Source organism: Weissella sp. MSCH1 (assembly GCF_045799135.1).
GTDB lineage: Bacteria > Bacillota > Bacilli > Lactobacillales > Lactobacillaceae > Weissella.
Map to the genome: position 1 here is coordinate 78,509 of NZ_JBJMBA010000044.1, position 23,963 is coordinate 102,471.

16 protein-coding genes, 1 tRNA gene and 1 other annotated feature are annotated in these 23,963 nt (G+C 46.2%); of the genes, 2 read left to right on the forward strand and 15 right to left on the reverse strand.

The genetic code is table 11. The annotated features are described in order from the left end of the window. Positions 1–108: 108 nt before the first annotated feature. The 7 genes from ACJ28U_RS09230 to ACJ28U_RS09260 form a co-directional block, all read right to left on the reverse strand. Complete coding sequence (locus ACJ28U_RS09230; protein ID WP_099088385.1) at positions 109–861, reverse strand: matrixin family metalloprotease; 753 nt, start codon at positions 859–861, stop codon at positions 109–111. Between the two features lie 597 nt (positions 862–1,458). Beyond that, positions 1,459–4,122: a valine--tRNA ligase gene (locus ACJ28U_RS09235; protein ID WP_085639916.1), complete on the reverse strand. Its 2,664-nt coding sequence runs from the start codon at positions 4,120–4,122 to the stop codon at positions 1,459–1,461. A gap of 83 nt (positions 4,123–4,205) precedes the next feature. Beyond that, positions 4,206–4,419: a binding site (T-box leader), on the reverse strand. Positions 4,420–4,462: 43 nt separating this feature from the next. Then, positions 4,463–4,708 (reverse strand): hypothetical protein, encoded by a 246-nt coding sequence (locus tag ACJ28U_RS09240; protein WP_407619052.1) that lies wholly within the window; start codon positions 4,706–4,708, stop codon positions 4,463–4,465. 24 nt (positions 4,709–4,732) lie between these two features. Further along, positions 4,733–4,972, reverse strand: a complete 240-nt coding sequence (locus tag ACJ28U_RS09245) for a hypothetical protein (RefSeq protein ID WP_407619053.1) — start codon at positions 4,970–4,972, stop codon at positions 4,733–4,735. A gap of 112 nt (positions 4,973–5,084) precedes the next feature. Then, positions 5,085–5,429, reverse strand: a complete 345-nt coding sequence (locus tag ACJ28U_RS09250) for a hypothetical protein (protein ID WP_407619054.1) — start codon at positions 5,427–5,429, stop codon at positions 5,085–5,087. A 137-nt stretch (positions 5,430–5,566) separates the two neighbouring features. Continuing rightward, a complete protein-coding gene (locus ACJ28U_RS09255) occupies positions 5,567–5,962 on the reverse strand; it encodes a tautomerase family protein (RefSeq protein WP_407619055.1) in 396 nt (131 codons plus the stop codon). Between the two features lie 16 nt (positions 5,963–5,978). After that, positions 5,979–6,593, reverse strand: a complete 615-nt coding sequence (locus ACJ28U_RS09260; protein WP_099088391.1) for a LysE/ArgO family amino acid transporter — start codon at positions 6,591–6,593, stop codon at positions 5,979–5,981. A gap of 158 nt (positions 6,594–6,751) precedes the next feature. Here ACJ28U_RS09260 and ACJ28U_RS09265 point away from each other — a divergent pair, with 158 nt between their 5' ends. Further along, on the forward strand, positions 6,752–7,405 hold the full coding sequence (locus ACJ28U_RS09265) for a hemolysin III family protein (RefSeq protein ID WP_099088392.1): 654 nt from the start codon (positions 6,752–6,754) through the stop codon (positions 7,403–7,405). A 111-nt stretch (positions 7,406–7,516) separates the two neighbouring features. Here the strand turns inward: ACJ28U_RS09265 and ACJ28U_RS09270 are convergent, their stop codons facing one another. Further along, complete coding sequence (locus ACJ28U_RS09270; protein ID WP_407619056.1) at positions 7,517–8,284, reverse strand: hypothetical protein; 768 nt, start codon at positions 8,282–8,284, stop codon at positions 7,517–7,519. A 97-nt stretch (positions 8,285–8,381) separates the two neighbouring features. On the opposite strand from ACJ28U_RS09270, the gene ACJ28U_RS09275 reads away from it, so the two are divergent. Then, a tRNA-Lys gene (locus ACJ28U_RS09275) sits at positions 8,382–8,455 on the forward strand. A 63-nt stretch (positions 8,456–8,518) separates the two neighbouring features. On the opposite strand, the gene ACJ28U_RS09280 is transcribed toward ACJ28U_RS09275, so the two are convergent. The 7 genes from ACJ28U_RS09280 to ACJ28U_RS09310 all read right to left on the reverse strand — a co-directional run bounded on the left by ACJ28U_RS09280 (position 8,519) and on the right by ACJ28U_RS09310 (position 23,924). Beyond that, positions 8,519–9,280, reverse strand: a complete 762-nt coding sequence (locus tag ACJ28U_RS09280; protein ID WP_407619057.1) for a hypothetical protein — start codon at positions 9,278–9,280, stop codon at positions 8,519–8,521. Between the two features lie 298 nt (positions 9,281–9,578). After that, positions 9,579–12,083: a hypothetical protein gene (locus ACJ28U_RS09285; RefSeq protein WP_407619058.1), complete on the reverse strand. Its 2,505-nt coding sequence runs from the start codon at positions 12,081–12,083 to the stop codon at positions 9,579–9,581. 24 nt (positions 12,084–12,107) lie between these two features. Then, positions 12,108–13,208 carry a DUF916 and DUF3324 domain-containing protein gene (locus tag ACJ28U_RS09290; RefSeq protein WP_407619059.1) on the reverse strand — a complete coding sequence of 367 codons (1,101 nt, stop codon included), beginning with the start codon at positions 13,206–13,208 and terminating at the stop codon, positions 12,108–12,110. 80 nt (positions 13,209–13,288) lie between these two features. Next, positions 13,289–13,861 carry a hypothetical protein gene (locus ACJ28U_RS09295; RefSeq protein ID WP_407619060.1) on the reverse strand — a complete coding sequence of 191 codons (573 nt, stop codon included), beginning with the start codon at positions 13,859–13,861 and terminating at the stop codon, positions 13,289–13,291. Positions 13,862–14,212: 351 nt separating this feature from the next. Further along, positions 14,213–15,331 (reverse strand): DUF916 and DUF3324 domain-containing protein, encoded by a 1,119-nt coding sequence (locus ACJ28U_RS09300; RefSeq protein WP_407619061.1) that lies wholly within the window; start codon positions 15,329–15,331, stop codon positions 14,213–14,215. A gap of 11 nt (positions 15,332–15,342) precedes the next feature. Then, positions 15,343–16,026, reverse strand: a complete 684-nt coding sequence (locus ACJ28U_RS09305) for a hypothetical protein (RefSeq protein ID WP_143699576.1) — start codon at positions 16,024–16,026, stop codon at positions 15,343–15,345. An 8-nt stretch (positions 16,027–16,034) separates the two neighbouring features. Then, positions 16,035–23,924 carry a hypothetical protein gene (locus ACJ28U_RS09310; RefSeq protein WP_407619062.1) on the reverse strand — a complete coding sequence of 2,630 codons (7,890 nt, stop codon included), beginning with the start codon at positions 23,922–23,924 and terminating at the stop codon, positions 16,035–16,037. Between the last annotated feature and the right edge of the window lie 39 nt (positions 23,925–23,963).

Sequence of the window (23,963 nt, forward strand, 5' to 3'; positions counted from 1 at the left end):
TTCATCTTTTCAATCCTAACACACCGTATATCTTGTAGCGATTTTTTGGTGCAAAAAACGAGGCACCTAGGGTTAGATGCCTCGTCATACTCGTTTTACTGTTTTCAATCAGCGGGCCCGCCGATTATAAATCATCGTGCCAACCACAGTGAGCACAAGTGCGCCACCAAAACTCAACGCCGCAATTTCTAAACTATGTGGTCGCTTAAACGTTTTCACAACCAATTCTGTCAGCATTGTTAACCAACGACGGGGCGCAAACCAGGCACGATCTTGCTTCGCTAATTCCTGCTGCACACCATTGCGAACAGCAAACGGCAACTGGCGAACATCCTCGGCAGTGATGTGTTGCGTTGGTCCCAGTGCCATTGGATACATCACATCATGTGCGTTCGCACTATGCGCCAAGCCCATCGTATGGCCTAATTCGTGCACCATAATCGTCCGCAGTTGTTGTTCCTGCGTGGCAAAGCCATCTTGCTTAAACGCCCGATTGATATCCCGCTTATACAACACAATCTCAAAGGCTGGTTTCGTTGGGGTCCCCGTCTTTTTCGTCACCGCCACAGCATCATCTTTCGCAGTTCTGGCGTCGTGCATTGTATCCCAAACAACCGTTACATTCGTCCGCGTCGCTTCCGCAGCATCAAACAAATCATCATCATTTAAAACAGTTTGCCATTCTTGAGTTGCCTCAAAAACGGCCTGTCTGACCTTATCAGGCATTTTAGCATTTCCCGAAACACTAAACCGACCGGCTGGTGCCCCAGCAGCCGATACATCATTTATTGTGCCCACGGCGAGCAGTATTATTAGGCTGGCCATCACCCATTGGCCCATTCTTTTGCTACGTCGCCACATAGTTCTCACTCTCTCTTACACTTTCACTGTTCGATAAACCGACATAATGTAAGTATATCGGTTATCGCTTCCGTTTGCACGGACAATTTATGATTTGACTGTTGCAAAACCGCCCAGAAATAGTAAAAGCGCCATTCACAAATGCGAACAGCGCTTTTACAGGTGTAATTTACTAACATTGTAACGACGAACAGCTTAAATTCGTTATTAACAATATATAAGATAATACTCTAAAAACCGACGACCTGCAAGCCTTTAGAAGTAACAATCTCATTTCAGGGCGACTGACGCAACTGAGCTCTATACTCTGTTTAAACGCCTGGCGTGTTTTCGGTCACCACTGCATTAAGTCAAAAATTTTCAGCACGCCTGTGGCGCACCGAGAAATTTTCGTCTTAATTCCGGATAACCGATTTTCTTGCTCCGCAAGAAAACCAACACTCTATGCTCTGTTTAAACGCCTGGCGCAACTTCAGGCACCACTCCGATAAGCAAATAAATTTTGGCACGCTGATAGCGCACCAAGAATTTCTTCACTTATCTCCGGACACCTGATTTTTGACTTTCAGCCAAAAAACGTTGCCCCATGCTCTAGTCTTACTTCGCAGCCTGCAATTCGGCCAAACGAGACTCAGTTGCTGCCAACTTTGCTTGCCAGTCAGCTAGCTTCTCACGTTCTTCCGCAACCACAGCTTCAGGTGCGTTGTTCACGAACTTTTCGTTACCCAACTTACCTTCTGCACGCTTTACTTCACCAGCAAACTTCTTAACATCACCTTGCAAACGGGCAATTTCTTCATCCAAGTCAATCAACTCTTCCAAAGGCACATAAACTTCGGCACCAGAAATAATTTGCGTCATCGCCAACTTTGGTGCAGCCACATCAGCAGAAATTTCAAGTGACTTTGGCTTTACGAAGCGGTTGATGTAGTCTGAGTTTTCATCAAAAATGCGTGCCAAGTTTTCATCTGACGTCTTGATCAAAACGTCGATTTCAGTTGACATTGGCGCATTTGCTTCCGTACGAATTGTACGAACAGCCTTGATCAAGTCAGTCAAGCTTTGGAAGTCAGCTTCAGCCGTTGGGTTATCCAACTCAGCCTTCTCTTCTGGGTAAGCAGCAACCACGATTGACTCACCGTCGTGTGGCATCTCTTGCCAGATAGCTTCCGTTACAAATGGCATGATTGGGTGTAGCAAACGCAACGTGTTGTCCAAAACGTAAGCCAAAACAGCTTGCACGTTCTTCTTGGCAGCTTCATCGTTTCCGTTCAACGTTTCCTTGGTCATTTCGATGTACCAGTCAGCGAAGTCGTTCCAGATGAAGTTGTATAATGAGCGACCAGCTTCTCCGAACTCGAACTTATCAAAGTTCTTCGTTACTGAAGCAATCGTTTCGTTCAAACGTGACAAAATCCACTTGTCGGCCAACGTCAAAACTGACAAGTCAGCAGGCAATTCAGCCTTCGTCTCGTCATCCAAGTTCATGATAACGTAACGTGAAGCGTTCCAGATCTTGTTGATGAAGTTCCAAGCTGAGTCCATCTTCGTGTATGAGAAACGAACGTCCAAACCTGGCGTTGAACCAGTTGCCAAGAACCAGCGCAATGCATCGGCACCGTACTTCTCGATGACATCCATTGGGTCAATTCCGTTACCCAATGACTTTGACATCTTGCGTCCTTGTTCGTCACGAATCAAACCGTGAATCAAAACGTTCTTAAATGGACGACGCCCGGTGAATTCCTTTGATTGGAACATCATACGAGCAACCCAGAAGAAGATGATGTCGTATCCCGTAACCAACGTGTTCGTTGGGAAGTAACGCTTGAAGTCTGCAGCGTCTTCATCAGGCCACCCCATCGTTGAGAATGGCCACAAAGCTGATGAGAACCACGTATCCAAAACGTCAGAGTCTTGCTCCCAGTTTTCGATATCTTCAGGTGCTTCCATACCAACGTACATCTCACCCGTTTGCTTGTGGTACCAAGCTGGGATTTGGTGTCCCCACCAAAGTTGACGTGAGATAACCCAGTCGTGAATGTTATCCATCCAACGTGTGAAGGTATCTTCGAAACGTGGTGGGTAGAAGTCAACACGGTCGTCTGACTTTTGCATGTCCAAAGCTTGCTCAGCCAATGGTTGCATCTTAACGAACCATTGCGTTGACAAACGTGACTCAACCGGCACACCAGTACGCTCTGAGTGACCAACTGAGTGCACGATTGGCTCAATTTCAAGCATCCAGCCTTCAGCTTGCAAGTCTGCAACGATCGCCTTACGTGCGTCAAAGCGATCCATCCCAACATACTTGCCGGCACGCTCGTTCATTGACGCGTCTTCGTTCATCGTGTTGATACGCTCCAAATCGTGACGGTTACCAACACCAAAGTCGTTAGGGTCGTGGGCTGGTGTAATCTTCACCATTCCTGAACCAAATTCTGGGTCAACGTATTCATCGGCGATGATAGGAATCTCGCGACCAACAAGTGGTACGCGCACCATCTTACCAACCAAGTCCTTGTAACGCTCATCTGATGGGTGAACGGCAACAGCAACGTCACCAAACATCGTTTCAGGACGCGTCGTAGCAATTTCGATGTAGTCCTTACCATCGTAAGTTACTCCTTCTTCAACGAATGGATACTTAACGTGGTAGAAAGCCCCTTCGTCGTCTTGGTGGATAACTTCGATATCTGACAAAGCCGTACGCGCCTTAGGATCCCAGTTGATGATGTACTCACCACGGTAGATCAAGCCCTTTTCGTACAACGTCACAAAGACCTTGCGAACAGCTTCTGACAATCCTTCATCCAACGTGAAACGCTCACGTGAGTAATCCAAAGAAAGTCCCATCTTACCCCATTGTGACTTGATGGTTGCAGCATATTCGTTCTTCCAGTCCCAAACTTGGTCAACGAACTTTTCGCGACCCAAGTCGTAACGTGACACACCTTGTTCAGCCAAACGTTGTTCAACCTTAGCTTGCGTTGCGATACCGGCGTGGTCCATTCCTGGCAACCACAATGTGTCAAAGCCTTGCATACGCTTTTGACGGATAATCATATCTTGCAACGTCGTGTCCCAAGCGTGTCCCAAGTGCAACTTACCTGTAACGTTTGGTGGTGGGATAACAATTGAGTAAGGACGAGCCTTATCGTTTCCTGATGGCTTAAAGCGGTTTTCTTGTACCCACTTGTCATAACGGCCAGCTTCAACAGCAGTCGCGTCATACTTTCCAGGCATATCAATTTCGCGCATGTGAAATTCTCCTTATGAATAATAGCTATCTTATATAACGGATGGTCGCAAATAAAAAACGCCCTAACCATACGATATTGTATGATCAGGGCGACTTAATCGCGGTACCACCTGATTTAACGGGACTACTCCCGCTATCTCGTTAGAACTTAACGCGTTTCTCACGGCATCGACTACTCACGTTCACCGGTGCGGCCCACTAACTACTTTCACTTAAACTGATTGATGCACTTCTCATCACCTGTGCACTCGCTGGACAATCGCTGTTTAACTTACTTTTTAGTGAATTGCTATAAACGATATTTTACGTTTATTTAGTTAGAAAAGCAAGGCATACCGCTCATATGAAGCGTGACACCAAGCGCTCGATAAACGGTGCTAAAACTACTAGTACAAAGACATACTTGTACCAATTTAGCGATGTGACGATGCCATCAACTCGCTGTGTTAACACTTTCATGTCACCGTGGATTTCTTTCACTTCTCCTCGCAATTCCTTAATATCGTCCTTCACTTCCTGGAAATCATGATGCTTGAAGTCGTTAAACTCTTCATATGTCACGTATCGTTCCTTCGGCTTTACCACAATAGTATCACTCCTTTTTCCTAGTTAATTCAAAGACTGCAAAATGCACATTAGGACTCCTAATACGAGTATCATTACACCTAACGCTCGATACATTATCTTGCGACTTTCTAACGAATGTTCCTGTAGCATCAACTCTATCTCATCCTTAGTCGCAAACGTTTCAAGTGTCTTCTCCACATTTGCCATGCGGTTATCCAAAATACGCAAGTCAGCTCGAATCTCTGTCAAGTCAACTCGAATTTTCGCAACATCCCTACGCATTTCCCTGAAATCTTGCTTCATTTCGTGAATAACATGACGATCGAACTTATCACACCTTTCGCACGTCACCTCGCACTGTTTTGTCACCGTCATTGCGCCCCTCATAATCCAATCAATTGAAATATTGCAAGAATCCCATCAATACACCAAGCACAGCCGTCACAAGTCCCAGTGCTTGATACATTTCTTTTCGAGCGTCCTGCCGCAACTTCTGGCTGTTATCCTGGAACGACTGCACAACGTCTCGTAGCATCAATTGCATCTCATCCTTAGTCGCAAACGTTTCGAGCGTCTTCTCCACGTTTGTCAGACGAGTATCCATAACACGCAAGTCAGCTCGCATTTCGGTGACATCTTCGCGTAATTCCTTCAAATCATCTTTCACTTCCTGAAAGTCGTGATGCTTGAAGTCATTGAATTCTTCATATGTCACGTAGCGTTCTTTTGTCTCTGCCATAATGCCCTCCCCCTGTTAATTGTTAACGGTATCGTTATATCCCCTTAAAGCAGGAAAGAGGTACCTGGCGATTGCCAGATACCTCTTTCGTTAATATGTTCATTATAACAGAAATAACTTTTAGTCACAATGTAATTCTATAAGTCGCCCGTCAAGAATTGTGCCTTACCTAACCCAAAGCTCCAATCCTCATCCGTGTTTGAGACCAGATTAATCATCACATCCTGTGGATCAATTCCCAGCTCACTATGAATGCGCGCCACCAACTCACGGTAGAAGTTTTCCTTCTGTTCCGTTGTGCGTGGACGCGTGCGAACTGACAAAGAAATAAATTGATTCGTTCGCGTAAAGCCAAGCCCCGTGTCTGCCATAATGAAATCTTCTGGCTCGTGGTAGCTTACGATTTGGTAACGATCCCCTTCAGGCGCACCGAACGTTTCACGCATCACTTCATATGACAAGTCCAACAATTGCTTCACGCGTGACTTATCTTCCCAACCTGCCTTATATAAATCAAATCGTAGTAATGGCATTTCTTCGCCTCATTTCTTAAATTAACATGCTAATCGCTTCCACCAATAAGTATACGCCGTATCCCAGTACAATGACTGCAGAAAGGATATTGACCCAAACCAATACTCGTTTTGGTAAGCGATCTTTTAGCAAATTCATCGTAATCGTGATGCCATTAAACCAAATAAATGTCGCCATAATAACACCGATAATAAACGGCCACACTTGTGAATCCGCCAAAGTTCCCCGTAGTGCACCAAGCATCAAACTACCGTCGATTAACGCCTGTGGATTAGCCCACGACACAATCACCGCTGTTACCAATGCTTTTTTCAGTGACATGGCGTTCTGTTGCGTATTCAGTTGCACCGAATTGGCCCCTCGTAGGATGCCGTAACCAATCCACATCACTAACAAGCCTCCCAACAGCATCACAATTAGTTTGAGCGTATCATGAGAACTAATCAACGCTCCCATCCCGAAGAACGCGGCCATCGAAAACGCTGAATCGGCAATCCACACAAACAAGACGTACAAAAACGCCCGCCGCAAGCGGTTGTTCATCGCGTTATTAAACACATACAAATTTTGCATACCAATTGGTGCAACGAATGCAAACCCAATCATCATGCCTTTCAACAAGGTCATCATTATTTTTCACCCCAACATTTTCACTACCGATACAGTATACAGAAAATGACCGTCAGTAACCATTTGAAGTCAAAATTCAGTTCATCTAGTTTACAACACTAGATGTTGGCGTTATGATAGTTACAACAATAAAAAACGAAAACACGGAGGTGTGCATCATGCCTGTCTTAACAAATGAGAATCGCCGTTACTTAATTACCTATGAAACATTAAACGCCGTCACCCATGGACTTGGCGTATTAGCTGCCGTTGTTGGTGCTACATTGCTACTTTGGGAAAGCATGCACGCTGACTTTGACGGCTTTACGATGGCCGCCCTTTGGATTTACGCGCTTTCAATCATCACTTTCCTGCTCGCTTCAACCCTCTTTCATGCGTTGGTCTTTACCAAAGCTGGTAAGGTATTTCAATTCTTAGATCACTCTGGTATCTACCTGGTGATTTTAGGAAGTTACACGCCTTACACTTGGTTGTTTTTACCACATAATGTTGGCTGGCCAATTTGGGGCACAATTCTTGGACTAACAATCGCTGGCATCATCTACGACCTATTCTTTGTCGGTCGCTGGCCTTGGGTGTCAGTCCTCATTTACGTTGTCATGGGCTGGCTAATCATCTTAGCCTTTCCATCATTACACCATTCGTTAACACCATTTGCATTTAACCTGCTATTAGCGGGTGGTATTACCTACACATTAGGTGCCGGCGTATACTTAATTCCAAAGTTGCCAATGAGTCACGTCTACTGGCACCTATTCGTCCTCGGCGGTGCCGCCTTAATGTACATCTCAATCTTCAGCATGTTGTTTTAATAGCGTAGTCAATTTTTTAAAACACCCCAACAATCACGAAACATGGTAGTTGGGGTGTTTTTCGTGCGCCAAATTAAAAAGCCTGCAGACTAAATCCACAGACTTTTAATATTATTGTTTCGTCGTACCTGACGTGACCCACTTGGTAAAGTCTTGATTATCACCAATTTGACCACCTTGTTGGTGATTCGTGTAATCATTCTTTTGTTGTTGTGAGAACGTCCCCCAGACCGATCCACCGATATAGTAACGACTTGCATTGAGCAACAAATCCTTCATCGATGTATTGTCTGCCAAGTTTCCGGCATTCTTCAATTGATCACCTGTCCAATAACCGGCAATCGCGAACTCAGTCCCGTCTTCCAACTTAACTTGGCGTGCCACATAAATATCCGTCATCTTGCCAGTCTTGGCTGCCGCCTTCAAAATCGCAACAGCTGACTTCGCATAAGCTCCCGTGTAGGCATCAAAATCCTGACTAGCATTGTCAGCCAGGACGACTTGTGCTGATGTCGCCCCAATATTCGTTGACAATACTGCAGGTGCGCCGTCAACACCCTTCAAGGCTGCCGTCACATCAAATTTGTCGGTAGCGCTACTTGATGAACTAGCACTCGCTGAACTTGACGATGAACTCGAATCCTTGTTAGAACCGCTTGGTGACTTTTCCTGGTCTTGCTTGCTTGAAGTCTTCGCCGACTTGGCAACACTTGCCGACTTTTCAGATGATGACTTCGCCGACTTCTTCACTGTTTTAGAAGTCTCCTTCGCACGGTTTGATTCATTGCTTTTTGTGCCATTCGTGACAATCGCAAATACGACTGCAATTGCCGCCAAAATCATAATGGCCGCAACAAGCACTCGTTTATCCTTAAACATACGGTTATCCTCGTCTTCTCTTAAACTTATCTTTATTATTCTAACATAACCTCTTGCACAATTTTGCTGGCTTGTGCATAATAATAACTGTATTGACGCCTCCTTAGCTCAGCTGGTTAGAGCAACGGACTTTTAATCCGCGGGTCCAGGGTTCGAATCCCTGAGGGGGTATAAACCGTCAATTAGAAAAACGACATTTAGAGCACATGCTCTGAATGTCGTTTTTGTTTTTGATTACTTACCAAATAGCTTTGAGAAAAAACCACGAAGACCGGTTGGCTTCTCTTGTTGACGCGTGGCAGGCGCCTCATCAACAACTTCTTCTGGAATATCAACTGGCGCTGTTTCCGCTGCCGGTTCAAACGGACGTGGCGTCTGTTCGGCCGTTGTCTGCTGGGCCACAGCCTGCTGTTCCTTTTCCTTAGCGACGTATTCGGCAATCATGTCATCTGTTAATGCTGGCATGACAAGCGTCTTAGTCGTAACGCCTAGCCCAACTTTGGTGGTCGCCGTCTTGCCAGTAATACGGCTCTTAGCAATCACTTCAACTTGCGCTGGCGTCGTATTTTCAGGTAGTACCAGCTCAAATTCGTGGCTATTATCAACTAATAAAAAGACAGGGTCATCTTCTTCATTCAGTTTAACGGTCACATCGACATCTGGCTGATTAACCCGTCCTTCCAACAAGCGTTGATTATCTTGGGTTGAAATAATTGCCGTCACAACTGGTGCTGGAATATCAATCGTTAACGTGACCGCTTCCTTTGACGCGACATCGCCAGGCAACTGAGCCTCCACCAAAATTTCACCATCAATGACGCCAGCTGGCGCCTTGGTCACAAAATCACCTTGGTTGTCTGAAACAACCGTATCATATTTACCATTTGGATACTTCACATTGATCACAGCTGCCGGTACCCCAACGTGTCCAATGACCGTCGTCCCTAGGCTATTTGTCAAAGTTGAAGCAACTAAATTTACTTTTGTTTCACTCATTATGAGATCCTCATCTCTTTAACTGTTTATCTTTACCTTCTATTGTAACAGAAAAACCATGGGCAGCACCCATGGTTTCGCTGACCTACTAGTAAGAGATTACCCTAGCAGGTCTGTATGGTTATATGAGGTAAAGGAACAGACCATTGGTTAGATGGCTAAAAAGATAAACTGTTCTTTACGTACCTCTAATTATACCCTTTTCCACCAACGCAAACGAAAAATCCCTAAAAAAGGAACGTTCTTAACTTGTTGTCGTACCGGGCAGATTATTAAACTGCCACGTCCTCTTTTGTGATTATTGTTGTGTGGCACTTTGCGTATTGCTGAGCTGCCAATTGATGGTACCCGTATATGCTTGACCAGCCAAAGCTTGTTCAAAATCTGTCATTTTAATCGATCCCATTTGCACATCAAAGGCTTGCGCGTCAGATGCATTACTAACCAACACTTTTGCACGGCCGTCCGTTGATAATTTAATTGCCTCTAACGCTTTGTTATTGGTTTTATCTTGCACGGTATCAAATGTCAACGTTGGTTCAAATTTATGTTGACCATCCGCTGTTTGCCAAGGCATTGCCGACACGGCCAAAGACCAAGATTTTGGTACTGTACCCGACACCTCGATTGCCGTTGGTGAGGTTAAAGTTTTGGTCGTGCCAAGGTTTGCATGACCAAAATCAATATTGCCACCAGATACTGCAACCGATCCTGCTTGTGATGCATGATCAGGTGTGTCCGTTTCTTCCTGCGTTGCCGGTTTCGTTGCTTCTGATTTTGGTACAGAAGTTGGATCTGCCACAATGTCGCCGACCTTGTCCGCCCCACCGGCCGCCTCAACAACTTTTTGCTTATCATCATCTGACAAGTTTGTCAGTGCGTCCGGGTTGTGAACCGCAATCGTCTTCAATGCATCTGCGTCCAAAGCACCAGAATCAGCCAACTGCTTAACTAAATCCGGTGTCAAAACGGAAGCATCCTGTGACGCAACCGTTGCTAAAACCTTCGCGTCGACCGCATCCGGATTCGTTTTAGCAATATTTGCGAGGGTTTCTGAATCAAGCGCGCCCGCATTATTAGCTGCCACCACAGCCAAAGAATCGGACGTAATCGCATCCGGATTCTTTTCAGCCACCTGTTTCAAGACATCCCCAGTCAACGCATCGCCATTGCCCTTGGCAATCGCCGTCAAAGAGTCCGAGGTGATTGCTGATGGATTTGAGGCAATCACTTGCGCAACAACAGCTGAACTCAAGGCATCCCCACTATTTGAGGCAATCGCCGTCAAGGAATCTGAGGTGATTGCTGCTGGTTGCTTCTCCAAAATCGATGACACCACATCACTATTCAACGCCCCACTACTATTTTGTGCAATTGCTGACAGTGAATCGGACGTAATGGCTTCTGGCTTCTTAGCCAGCACTGATGACACCACCTTGTCATCAATCGCATCCGCATTGTTAGCTGCGATTGATGATAACGCATCAGATGTAATCGCATTCGCGTTTTTATCAGCCAAACTAGTCAACGTATTCGCATTGATGGCATCCGCATTTGTTGTCGCCAACGTTTCCAACACATTTGACGTCACAGCCGTAGCATTCTTATCAACAATGTTAGAAACCGTGTCACCCGTTAGCTGCGGCGCAATTGATTGGAATCCGGATGAACTAACCCCCGGCCAAGCGCTTTGGTTCGCTATTTGGTTCGCTGCCAAGTCGTTCGCTGTCTTATCGTCCAACGTCAAAGAGGCACCGCCGGAATTCAAAGCCGACGCAATAACGTAGGCCGTGTTACCCGAAACGTCCAGGTTTTCACTACCCGCTAAGTTAACGCTACCGCCATCAGACTTTGACGCATTCGAAAAGACTGATCCGTTGTTATAGTCGATTGAGGTAATGTTGTTACCACCCAAGTTTAAGGATGAAATTTGTGAACCAATCCCTGACAAGATATTACCATCCAACGTTGTAAAATCATTATTTGATAAGTCCAAATCAGTTACCGATCCTGATGTCAGGGTATTCGAACGGAATAGATAGTAGGCCGAGCCATCAACTGCAGCTGAACCTTGCTTGTCGACACCTAATTGATTGCCACCAAGGTTCAATGTCTTGAGGGCTGTTAATTTATTCGTCTGGACCAATGCCAACGTGGCCATGTGGACCGTATTGTAATTACTTTGTGCCGGCACCTTTGACAGCATTCCCGTCAAATCAAGGGTTGTTGCACTGGTGGCTGAATTAATGACTGCCATCAATACATTTAAAATTGGCGTTGGTGAGTAATATTGATCACCACCACTCCACTTAGGAACCCCATTGTCTAAAATACTACTTGCAGTAGTTTGGCCAGTTGACAAATAATCGGCCCCCAGCACGACATCCGCCGTCACAACGGGTGAGCCACCACCGTTAGTTGACCCATAATCCAACCCACCCAGCCAGTCTGCGACGGCTGCATTCGTTTTTGACGTATAGGTACCGTCAGCATTTTTCACACGTGTTGCCAACGACAACGTCTTCAGCTTTTGGATGTCACCAACCGTAAAGTTGGTCACCGTTTTACCAGCTGCTGTTGGCGTTTTGCCATCGCTCATCAAACTGTTATCTAGCATGGTCTGAATAACAGCCTTGGGGATGCCCAAACTCAGCACTGTTTTGGTGGTCGCATCGGCTTGAATAAGCTGAGCTGGTTGGTTTGTCACGATTTCATAGCCCATTGCACCAGCCGATCCCAGCATTGCCAACGACAAAAAGGCGACAACTGCCCGTAACCGTGTTTGTTGCTTACGATTAATCATGTCAGTTGCCCCCTTTCCCTCTAATTATTTTTGGTTGGCCTTTAATTTAGCCAATTCAGCTTCCAAGTCAGCCATGCGACTATCCGCCCGCTTGCGACGTTTCATCATCAAGAAAATCATGCCAAGTACGGCCGCCACCAGTACGACAATTGCTGAAATGCCAGCAATAATACTCGTTGGTACCCCACCAGCTGCTTGCTTAATATCAGCGTTCAACTTTTTGGCTTGCTGGTCAGACAGTGTGACGGAATTTGTCAACGTCTTCTTGTAACGATAACGTTGACCTGTACCATCCTGATATTGACCAGCACTATCCTTAACGTAGTAGGCCGTTGCCTTAACCGTGTACTTACCGGCTGTTGCATCGTCCTTCAACGGTACCAGATAGCTAAAGTTCGAATTTGGTGCCATTTGCATATCACGTTGCTTGCGTGTGTATGACTTACCATTCTTCGTAACTGTCGCTTCAACTGCGAGCTGGTTTAAATACGTACTCGTCGTATTGCGCACGTTAATGGCAATGTTCGTCGTACCGGTCTCATTCTTCGTTGCTACCCCTGCAAACGTCAAATCAGGTTCCCATGTCCGATTTTCATTACGTGCCAAAATGCCAACAGTGTATTGGAATTTATTGACAATTCCCATACTTCCTTGACCGGCGGTTGATTTTTCACCCGTTTCGGGCTCAAAAATCAACGCCCCAGAAACCATACCGGGTAACGTTGCGCCAGGCATCGTGAGCTTAGCCGTATATGTCACCGTTTGTCCGGCCGGAATCGTCACTTTGTCCGGTGCTTGCACCAACTTGTTCACGTTATACACCAACGACGGATCCAATTTGGCATGGTTATCGTACTGGACGATACCGCTATTACTGGTTGATGCAGGTGCTGCCTGAGCGTCCACCACCATATCCTTCTTGGTCGTGTTTTGTAACTTAACGGCCAAGTTTTCAGTCTGGTTCGGTTGCAAGACCAAATCAAAGAAGCTTTCGCTCTTATCACGTTGGCTTGCCGCCTGGACGGGTGTCACGTTCAAATCAGCCTGAGCCGCGTGCACGGTCGTACCGGACAATGTCACCGCCCCGACCCCGACAGCAAATGCCAACCATGTCATTTTATTCATTATGTATATAACCTCTTACACGAAATACTCTCTCTTTACCAAGCCAAATGATGGGAAATCAAAGATGGTTTAAAAAAATATTACTTTGTTGTGTCACCAGCAACGTTTGACAATGACCAAGTCAACGTGTTCGTGTACGTACCAGCGTTAACGTTCGTTCCCGCTGCGACGTTCAAGGCGTACGCACCCAAATCAATTGCCTTACCGTTGTTAGCTGCGTTACCCGTAGCGACAGCGGTACCATCGGTCGTGATTGTCTTTTCACCAATCTTCAACGTGGCGTTGTTGTTCAATGCAGTTTCACCGGCCGTGGTACCATCAGTACCCTTAACCCAGCCACCTTGCTTAACGTTCAACGTCCATTGACCGTTATCAGCCAAGAAATCATCAACGTTAACTGATTCGTCATCCGCTGTCTTATCGTATCCCTTTGCATAAACCGTAGCCGCGTTTGCACTACCAAAGTCAACGGCATCGTTAACGTTGTATAGTGACAAGTGACCAGCTTCGAACTTAACTGATCCAGTTGTCGTTGCTGACGTAACATCAGCTGTATCTGAAGCGGCCGTTGTGTTAGCAGCAAATGCAGCAACTGGTGCAGCCAAAACAGCCGCTCCAAGTACAGCAGATGCCAAAGTCTTCTTAAACATCATGTTCGTTTTCCTCTTTTCTCTCTAATGAGACAAGTCTCTCCTCAAGTCCCACCATTTCTCTACTTCAAAAGTTCATTATCAACTTGATTTCCCATCATTTGGCTTGATAACTTCTCATTGGTCAAAAAATTCTTTTAACCTGCTTACATTATGTAATAGAACTCCCCAAACATTTCACTTATTCCCATTCCCTCGCAACCCAACATAATGCCTAATTCATCGTCATTTGTAAGCGTTACCAGCATTCCCAAATGCTCGTATGCCAGTCGATTCATCGATCATTGGTCGAGGTTTCGCTGATAAACAAAAAACGCTCCGAAGCGCAATTGCTTCAGAGCGTTTTGATTTATTTTATTTTTCAGCCTTATGCGTCATCTTGCGCCACCATTTTGCTGGTAACACAAAGATTGCCAAGTTAGGCTTACGCATCTTTAAGAACCACAAGATGATAAAGGCAACGAGACCAAACACAATCACTAGGAGCACAATAATAATCCAAGCCCACAGCGGTAAGTGATTAGCCGCATTTTGCACAACATCCGATTGATTTAACTTTTGCGCTTGGTTGGCACTCAAGGTAAACGTTGATTTAAACGTCTGCTTGTAATTGTACTTCGTCCCATCAGCAGCTTTATATTTACCGTTGGTATTCTGTGAATAGTAAGCAACCGTCGCAACGTGGTACGTTCCCGCCTTAAACGCTTTACCCTGTAATTGCATAGCCCAATTCATGGTTGAATTAGGCGCCATTTGCATCATTGATTGAGCAAACTTTTTAACCGTCTTACCTTTGTTATCCGTTACCTTAGCCGTGACAGCCAAGCGATTAACAAAGGTACTCGTCACATTATTAAATGTTAACTTCACAACATTTTGGCCATCCACCTGACTGGCTTTGGCACCCCCAAAACCAAGCTTGGGTTTTGGCAAGTCATCACTTTGACGCGCCATGACCGCTAAGGCATAGGCTAACTTCGTTTGAATCGCATTGTTGTTTGTCACACTTGACGTATCGTCAACTTCTGAAAAGCGCAAACCACCAGCAATCAACCCCGTCACCTTTTGCTTAGTCATCGTAAATTTAACTGGGACATCAACCGAGGTCTTGGCCTTAATCGTGATATCAGGATGCTCGACAGACAGCAAGTCACCCATTTTTACAGGCAACTCTTTGACCTTATCGGCCGCCATTACATTATCAACCGATCCCGTCGCCGTTGTACCAGCCGAACCAGTGTCGATATGAATCTTGATATCCTTTGAAGCCACGTTTTGCACCGTGACATACAAGGTTTGACTAGCGCCTGGTTCCGCCTTCAAATTGTAAAAACCAAGGGTTTTATCAATTTGATTATCCGGCATCTGTGGTGACACCACATAATTCATCGAATTATCCGCTGAGACCGTTTGACTAGCCAATGACACAAATGCTGTCACAAGAAGTGCCATTAATAATTTCAGTCGTTTCATTTCTAGCACTCCTATTCACCAGTAACCGCCGAACCGGCGTCTTGCGTCAATTCATAATTAATTTGGCCCATATAAGTTCCTAACGCGGGCATTTGCCGATACACCGTGACGATTGGTACAACGTTCAAATCAGCCAGCTTAGTCTCGCCGAAAGCATTTGCTGTCACACGCATCACACTATCTGACTTATTCGCCATCCCATACGTCTTACCACCTTCAATTAGCGTCGTCGGCGTATTTTCTGGCAGCGTCACCCCAAACAATTGCATCTGTGTTTTCAGCGCTGCACCATTTGGGTCAAAGACTGCATTACCTTTGGCGTCAGTAGTTGCTTTACGAAAGCCGGTAAACGTCGCCATTAGTTGCCAATTACCATTTGATGTGTAATTTTCGATATTACCAGTAATGGCAGCACCTGCTACTTGATACCCATCCGTATCAGTTAACGCCGTCGAATTATTGGCTGTTAGCGCACTATTGTTGTTAAACAATTGTGTCAAACTAACCCGCGAAAAATCAACCGCAGTATCAACATTTAACAGCTGCAACCCACCAGATTTAACGGTAGCCGTCATATCTGTCGTGGTGCTGTCTTGTTGTACCCCGTCATCATCATCGGCATGGACCACCCCGCCGGCCAAACCCAGTACGGCAGCAATCGTCAAAAGCCAGTATTTACTTGTCTGCTTCATCATTTTGCCTCCTACTTTGTATCGCCGAGCGTGTTACCTTGCACAGCATTAACTGTCCAAACAATCGTTCCCTTGTAATCACCTGTACCAATTGGCTTATCGCCAGACGTTGGTTGCGGAATATTCAAGTAAACGTTATTGTACGTCAATGTCGTCGTTTTCGTCATCATACCAGATGCAATCGTCACTGGATCAGCCCCAATTGCAATGGCATTACGCATATACAATCCTGAACCTAATACCGTTGAACCCGAGCTCGCAACTTGCGTCAACGCATCGTCACTCGCTGTTGGCAACGTCGTCTTACTCATAAAGAGTTGGGCGTTTTCCAATTCACCCGTATTCGAACGGAAATTAGGTGCCAATTGGGCTGTGATATTGATATTCGTCTTGTACTTACGTGTATCAGACAAAATCACCTGCATGTTTTGATTGTCATTTTGTACCAAATCACTTGAACTGGTGTGAACCAAACTATTAAACATGTTTGGTGACGTGTAAATGTCGAATGGATTTGATGGCGGCGTCACCGCTGCAATGGCAACCGTTCCGGTTTCATCATCATGATCATCCGTCGCTTCACTATCAGCATCATCTGAAGCACTCGGTGCAACCGATGCCGTACTATCAGCGATAGCACTTTGCGCCTTCGAAACGGTGTCCGTAATTGCAACGGATGAGTTAACCGTTCCATCGGAATTCAACACGGCGGCCGAGTTACTTGCCAAAGCGGAAGCAACCTGGCTCGCATCCGTAACGACGTGTGACGCCATGCTTGACGCCATACTCTTGGCCACGCTAGATGCCAATGATGACATCGCAGCACTATCTAGTCCACCAACAGCTGACGCAACCGAGCTCGCGATTTCACTGGCAACCGAACTCGCAACCGAACTCGCAACGGCCGCACCAACGGCAGCTGACTTGTTCAATGTAAAGTCATCGGCAGCCTTACCAACGGCCGAATCAATCGCGTTCAACAAATTGTTTCCGGTCGTCGTATCCAAATTACCACGACCTGAACTGTCCTTGGTGTTCATCTGCTCATTCACATTGTTACGGATATCAGCAACCGTTGACGTGTCCTGCAACAACGTATCACCCATTGATGACGAAATCGTTCCGCCATCAACCGCGGTCTTAATAACGTCCTTCGCCAACTCGTATGGCGTGTTTGATCCAGCTGTAATCAACTGTTGGGCTGCATCAGACGCAACCTTACCAGTCGTCACGGCATTTGACAAAGCCGCCTTCGTATCTTCGTTAGCCAACTGTGTAACCGTCTTTTCAGTGGCAGTCGTTGTGGTTTCGGTCGTTGTGGTTTCAATCTGCTTCGTCAAAGAACGAATGTAGAAGAAGTCAGAATCCGTATCAGCCGGCGCCACAACAGGCACTTGGTTCAACACGTTTTGCACTTTATCAATCTGATCTTGCAAAGCAGCCGCACCAGCCGTATCTCCGGCAGCTAACAATGTGTCTTGAACTTGCTGAATCTTCGCGATTGTAATGTTGGCATCGGTAATCGCTGCTTGCTTAACCGTACTCAACAACGCACCTTGCGTGTCGTAGTATGACGGTACCGGTGTTCCATCAGCCTTCGTGTAATCGTTAGGCTTTGGGGCAACCGGCAAATCACCATAACTGGCCACCGCCTTCGGGTCCGTTTCAACCTTCGTCTGCAAATCCTTCAACGCATCCGTTGGCACTGGATTACCGTCCGCATCACGAACCGCATTACCATTGGCGTCGACTTCATAGTACTTCGCCATGACTGACTTTTCATCCGCGTGCTTTTCAACATAATCAAGCAAGTCAGATTGTGTCAACGGGGTCTTAACTGATGCGATATCCAAGTCATCCGTTGACAAGTCAGCCAATTCAGGGTGGCTAGCTTGCAACTTAGACAAGGCCAATGCTTGTAGCTTAGCCATTTGTGCTGGGTCGTTCATATCAACCGGATTTTCCGGATCATATGGCAACTTAACCGTATATGATTGGCCGTTAACAACCACTGACGTCGTAACCGTAATCGTAACCGAAACCGATTGCTCGCCCGGATTCAATTCGGCACGTGATAGAAAATCAGTATAGTCGTTCAACGTGGCTTGGTATTCGGCACGATCCGCAATTTGCTGACGCAGTGCCGCCACTTGCTGGGCCAATTCACCATTCGGATCGTTGGCCAACCAAATTTGCATGTCAGGGTCGTTCATAATTTTGTTGTATTGCTGAATTGCTTGCGTACCTGAGTTATCCAGGAAGAAAGAATCCAACAAACCGTTACCGGTCGTGTCACCTGCTTGTTCCGTCAAGTCCAAGAATTCCAGAGATGATGGCTTCTGCAAAAGTGATTGGTCGGCCGATGTCAACTTGTTTCCAGTGGCTGTCAAAATGATCAACCCGTTTTGAGCAGCGACCGTAATCCAAGCTGGCAATGACGTAAAGTTGTCATTGTCGATTTGCAAAGATTGAATACGCTTAGCGAAATCGTTATTAGCGTTATTCAATTCAGGTGGGAAGGTGGTCATTGCCGCCATGTTTGACATGTTCAAGTTAACCAACTTTGGATAACCCGTTACGACACGTGAGCTTCCTGACGAACCACCCAAGTTTGTCATGATGTTTCCAGAAATATCCAACGTCGTCAATGTCTTGTTATTGAAAATACGGAAGTCTTGACCACTGAACAACTGGTTACCCAAGTTATCGTAAGCCAATGACAACTGCTTCAAATTCGACAAACTCTCCAAATTCAAGAACCCGAAAGAGTATGACCATGATGGATCTTCTTGCGTTGAAGCGTTGGCTGGATTTTCAGCGCTAGCTTTCCAATTTGACATATCCAATGATGTCATCGTCGTGGCACCCATGATGATGGCATCAAAACTGGCGAACAATTGTTGACCATTGTTCCAGTTAAACTTATTCGCACTCTTCCACGTGTTCGCATCATAGATGGCAAGTTGCCACGTCTGAACACTATTAAAGTAATCACCAATCCCGTTACGTTGGGCTTGCTTGATGTCCTTTGAACCTTCTGGGTTAGTATTGGCATCGTAGGGATTCTTTTTCGCATCATACAGTGGATCTGGCGTCCCATCGTAGGTCGTTGCCTTAACGATTTGGTCTGACAAGTCCAACTTTGAGATGTTCATCAAATCACCCCACGTCACATTATCATCCGTGATACCGTGGGCAGCCAGTGAATTTCCATCGAAGGTCATTGAGTAGTAAACAATGGCGTGAATGAATTGTTCGGGCAAGCCCCATTCCTTCAACGTCATCTTTGGCGAAACACCGTTTGGCAACAATTGCTTGTTATCACCCGCTGCCACCTTCAATGGTGTCGACAAACGCGTATCAACGTCCCCAGTTCCAGCTTGCCCATTGGCCTTCATTGATTCAGCCAATGAAGACGCCAAATCGGCCGCAGAAGAAGTTGCAGCACTACCAGTCAATCCACCAGATGACCAAGACACCACTGAACTGCTATTCATAATAGACGATGCCATTGACTGAGTTGCACTCAACAGCGTTTGGCCATTTGCAAATTCGCTGGCAATCGCCGAACTAATGCGGGTCGCCGTTGCCGTTGGGTTACTTCCCAATGCAGCATACATTGATGAAGCCTGTGAAGACAACTTTGTCAAATATGAGAAAGCCGTGCTTGCACTACTTGCATAGTACGACGCACTAGTAGCTGTAAGCGACTTCGTATTTTTCGTCAACACATTGGCGTTTGACAATGCGGCGTAGTAAGCACTGGCTGATGCTGAATAGGTATTCATGATACCCAAATTCAGAGCCAATGCTGAGTCATTACCAGCTTCTTCACCCGCCGTCGCGGCATACAATGAATTCATCACTGATTGTGCTTGCGAAGTAAAGACGCCAGCTTGATTGGCAGCACTTGCTTCGTAGCTCAAAGCGGCACTCACTGAGGCATTTGAATCCGTGATCAACGCCGCAATCGAACTAGCCGTACTGTACGCTGATGAGGCCTTCATTGCTGCACTTGCAATCTGACTAGCCAATGATGATGCTGTATCAACATTTGACAAGCCAGATGCCGTTGCTTTCGTCGTCAACGACTTGGCAACACTCAACGCTGATGATGCCACGTTTGAATACGTACCAACAACTTGCGCCTTGTACAAGGCTTGATTATCAATTAATGAAGCCGTGCTCGTGGCAATACTGCTTGCCTTGACCGTTTGGTCGGCGATGATTGACAATTCAGTTTGCGCAATATCACCAAGTGGATCAAAGCTGGCAGCGGCTGACTTCATCGCTGCATTTGCATTTGATAGCTTCTTCGCTGCAGATGACGCAATACTTGCACTTGATGCAATTGAAATGGCATTCGCACTTGTACCCATCGCTGACAAAGCAGAGGCTACGTTTGACACTTGCTTGTACGCAACTGATGCCGTAAACAAGTTAGATGCCAACACATTACCTTGGCTCATCGCCTGGAGCATGCTGCTACCAGCCATTGAGGCACTCGCAATTGTCGACAACGCTTCAGAGGTTGCCTTGTTAACAGAACCTGAAATCAACGCTGATAGCGAAGCAGCTGCACTGTTAGTCGACGTCAATACTGCCATCATGCTAGAAGCAGCATCGACGTACGATTGAATATTATCCAACACAATGGCTGACGATCCGCCCAAAGCAACTGACATCCGGCTATCTGCCGCTGCCAATGACTTCACCGTATTTGAGGCCGTCACAGCCAATTGTGACTTGATTTGCGTCGTGTAGACTGTATTGGGATCCAAAGCTGGATCATCACCAGCCGACGTTGCAACTGAACTCGTGTAAGCTAATTGACTCTTTAAATTAGCCAAGGCGTTTGAGGCAATCGTCCCCATATCACCATCGATACCCGTGACAGCTGACTGGGCAGCATCATTATTGCTTGCGATGATCGATGCATCTTGCGCCATCAATGAAGCAATACTTGCCATTTGCAAAATCTTACCGGCCGCTGAAGCCGTCGCATAATCTGAAACCAATGCTGAGGCTTCACGATAAGCCGCCAAAGCACTCAATGAATATGGTGCCACCACGGCTGCATTACTCGTGACTGTCGCAAATGAAGCAGCTGAGGTAGCAGCTTGCTTCATTGCCGTCAACGCACTCTTAACTGCACTCGTGTTGTGCTTATCATCCAATTGACCAGCTTCAGATTGGGCTAAGTCATACAAGGAAGACGTCAATATTGCTGCTGACGACGTCTTGGCAACGTATGACTTCATGTTGTTACTATCATTAGTAATTGCTGCCGCACTGGCTGCATCCGTCGCCGCTGACAAAGCTGTTGCGACAGATAAATTAAAGCCATTCACGATGTCATCTTGATACATCGCCTGGCTGTCAATATTGCCACTGGCTGCACTGGCAAAGTTACTTGCTTGCGTCGCCATTGAATTCATCGCTGAGAAATTCTGCTTAACAATGTCACCTTGCGTATCACCCATCTTATCAATACGACTCGATGTGGCTGCCAACGCCGATGATGCCACATTATATGCTGATCCAGCCGCTTTGGCATAGCTAGCGATACTATCCACGTGCGTCACTGGTTCAGCTGACGCCTTGGCGTTCATTGACGAAGCCACGCTTAGCGCACTTGATACCGCCATATAGCTATTCACAATCACCAAAGCATTACTTGTTGCTGCTGCTAGCGATGTCGTCTGCGTGGTTTGTGAGGCAATAGTCTTCAAAGCCGTTTCAACAGCAGCGCCTTTATCACCTTCAATTAGCGATGCAACTGAATCAGCACCTTGACTCGCCGACTTTGCAGCTGACAAGGCAGCTTGTGCAATCGCATCATACGAAGTCAGGTCTGTTTGATTTGAGCCAAATGCCTTAACAGCATTTGATTCTGCATCAGCTGCTGACTTGTAAGCAGACGCAACGGCATCAGAATATGTCGTCTTGATGATGCCTGTCTTGGCTGAATCGGCACTTGACGATGGATTTGTGCTAGGAGCCGTCGCATTTGACGAACTTGCAGCACTACTATTTGATGGTGTGCTACTACTTGATGACCCGTTTGATGGCGCCCCAGAATCAGTTGAGCTATTTTCAGCCCCAATCGTGATATTATCCTTCGCCTTCTGTGAAACAGCTTGCTTGGCGTCATTCAATTGGGTCGTTAAACTATCAAGTTCTTTTTGAATCGTATCAATTTGCGTGTTGATGGTCGTTAAACTAGCCGTCGCATCAGCCCAGTTTGCATTGTCTGAAATCGTTTTCTGGGCAGTAATCGCATCTTGATAATTCTTTTGAATTGTTTCGTAGGCATCTGACAAGTTCTTAACGACCGTCGCTGCAGCGCCCAATTCCGTATCAGACGCTGTCAACATCTCTGACTTGCTAGCATATAAACTCGTAAATGAATTCTTCGCCGCCGTTAATTGATTCAAGGCAACCGTAGCGTTCGCAACCGCTGCATCAATGGCCGTTTGCGCTTCTTTTGTCTTCGTTGTAATGGCGGCATTCGCTGCCGTTAAGCTTTCATTAGCGGCATTGATAGCTGCTACAACTTGTGCCTTCGCAGCACTAGCCGCTGTATTCGATGTCGCATCAGCCTTTGTTGCATCAATATAGGCATCAATTGCCTTCAAGGTGTCATTCGCATCATCCAAGGCTGACTTGGCTGATTGAACGGCCGCATTAGCATCAGCATAAGTCGTGGCTGAACCAGCCGTTGTCAAATTTTTAGATGCGGCATCGACCTTTGCTTGCGCCGCTGCCGCTGTATCTTGGGCATTCTTCAATGCTTCATTGACCGCTGTCATATCAACAGTTGGACCAGTTGAAACTTGAAGCTTACCACTATCCGAATCAAACTTGATATTGTTTGATGGAATCGTAATCGTCTTTGATCCAGTTGTGGTCCCAGTACTTGAATCTGAACTGTCAGTCGCCGCATTCGTAATCGCTTCATTCTTAGAAGTTGCCAATGTCTTTTCATCAGCTGTGATGTTAACAACCGCATCACCTGTCTTTTCGTCCGTCACGACGGTCACAACCGGTGTATCCGTCTTAACCGTCGTATCGACACCCAAGATATCCTTCTTAACGGATAGCAACGTATCGTCATTATCGTTGTAGGCAATTGATGGTGGCACAGACGTATCGTTTTCAGTTTCCGCCTTTGCCATTAGACCGGTTACATAGCTTGGCAACCAATCCGCTTCAATACCACCAACATAAACTGCCGACAGCTTTGAGGCGAAAGACATATTCTGGCCCCACATGTTAAAGTCACCGTTTGACATAAATGGATTGAACGAAATATCCAAACTGGTCAGTGACTTCCAGATTGCCGTTACGTCTCCATTAGCCCCGCTAGCAGCAAAAAAGTAGGTTCCCAGATATTGTCCCAATGAGCTTGGTCCGTTATTCCCCTTTGTATCAAAGGTTGAAAACATACCAGCAATATTCAGCGACTTAATGCTTGTGGCCGCAACCATAACTTTTTGCAATTTAGCCGCACCAGCTCCAAGGCTCCAGCCATTTTTCCAGAAGTTTGTTTGACTCGTAATGGCCGCCAAACCAGGATTGGCGGCGGCTGACAAATCCAGCGCCGTCAAATCAGCTAAGTTATCATATGTGACTGTGTTGACATTAACACCATCTTTAACAGCCAATGACTTTCCACCACCAGCCGGACTCTTCAAAACTGCCTCAATAATTGCTTGTGGCACACCGTCTGATTGCAAGGTGGTACCAGCCGCAAATGCTGTGGCTTGCCGGGTTAAATTCCATTGTTGAATAACTGGAAACGTCTGCATCGCCGTCGACATCGTCAACGTACTTAGCAACGTGATTGATGCAAACCGAGTGACAACCCGGTTCATCGTTGTTTTACTCTCTCTTTTCATTTCGTGCTACCTCACAAAAATGATCCCTCTAGTTAAGTA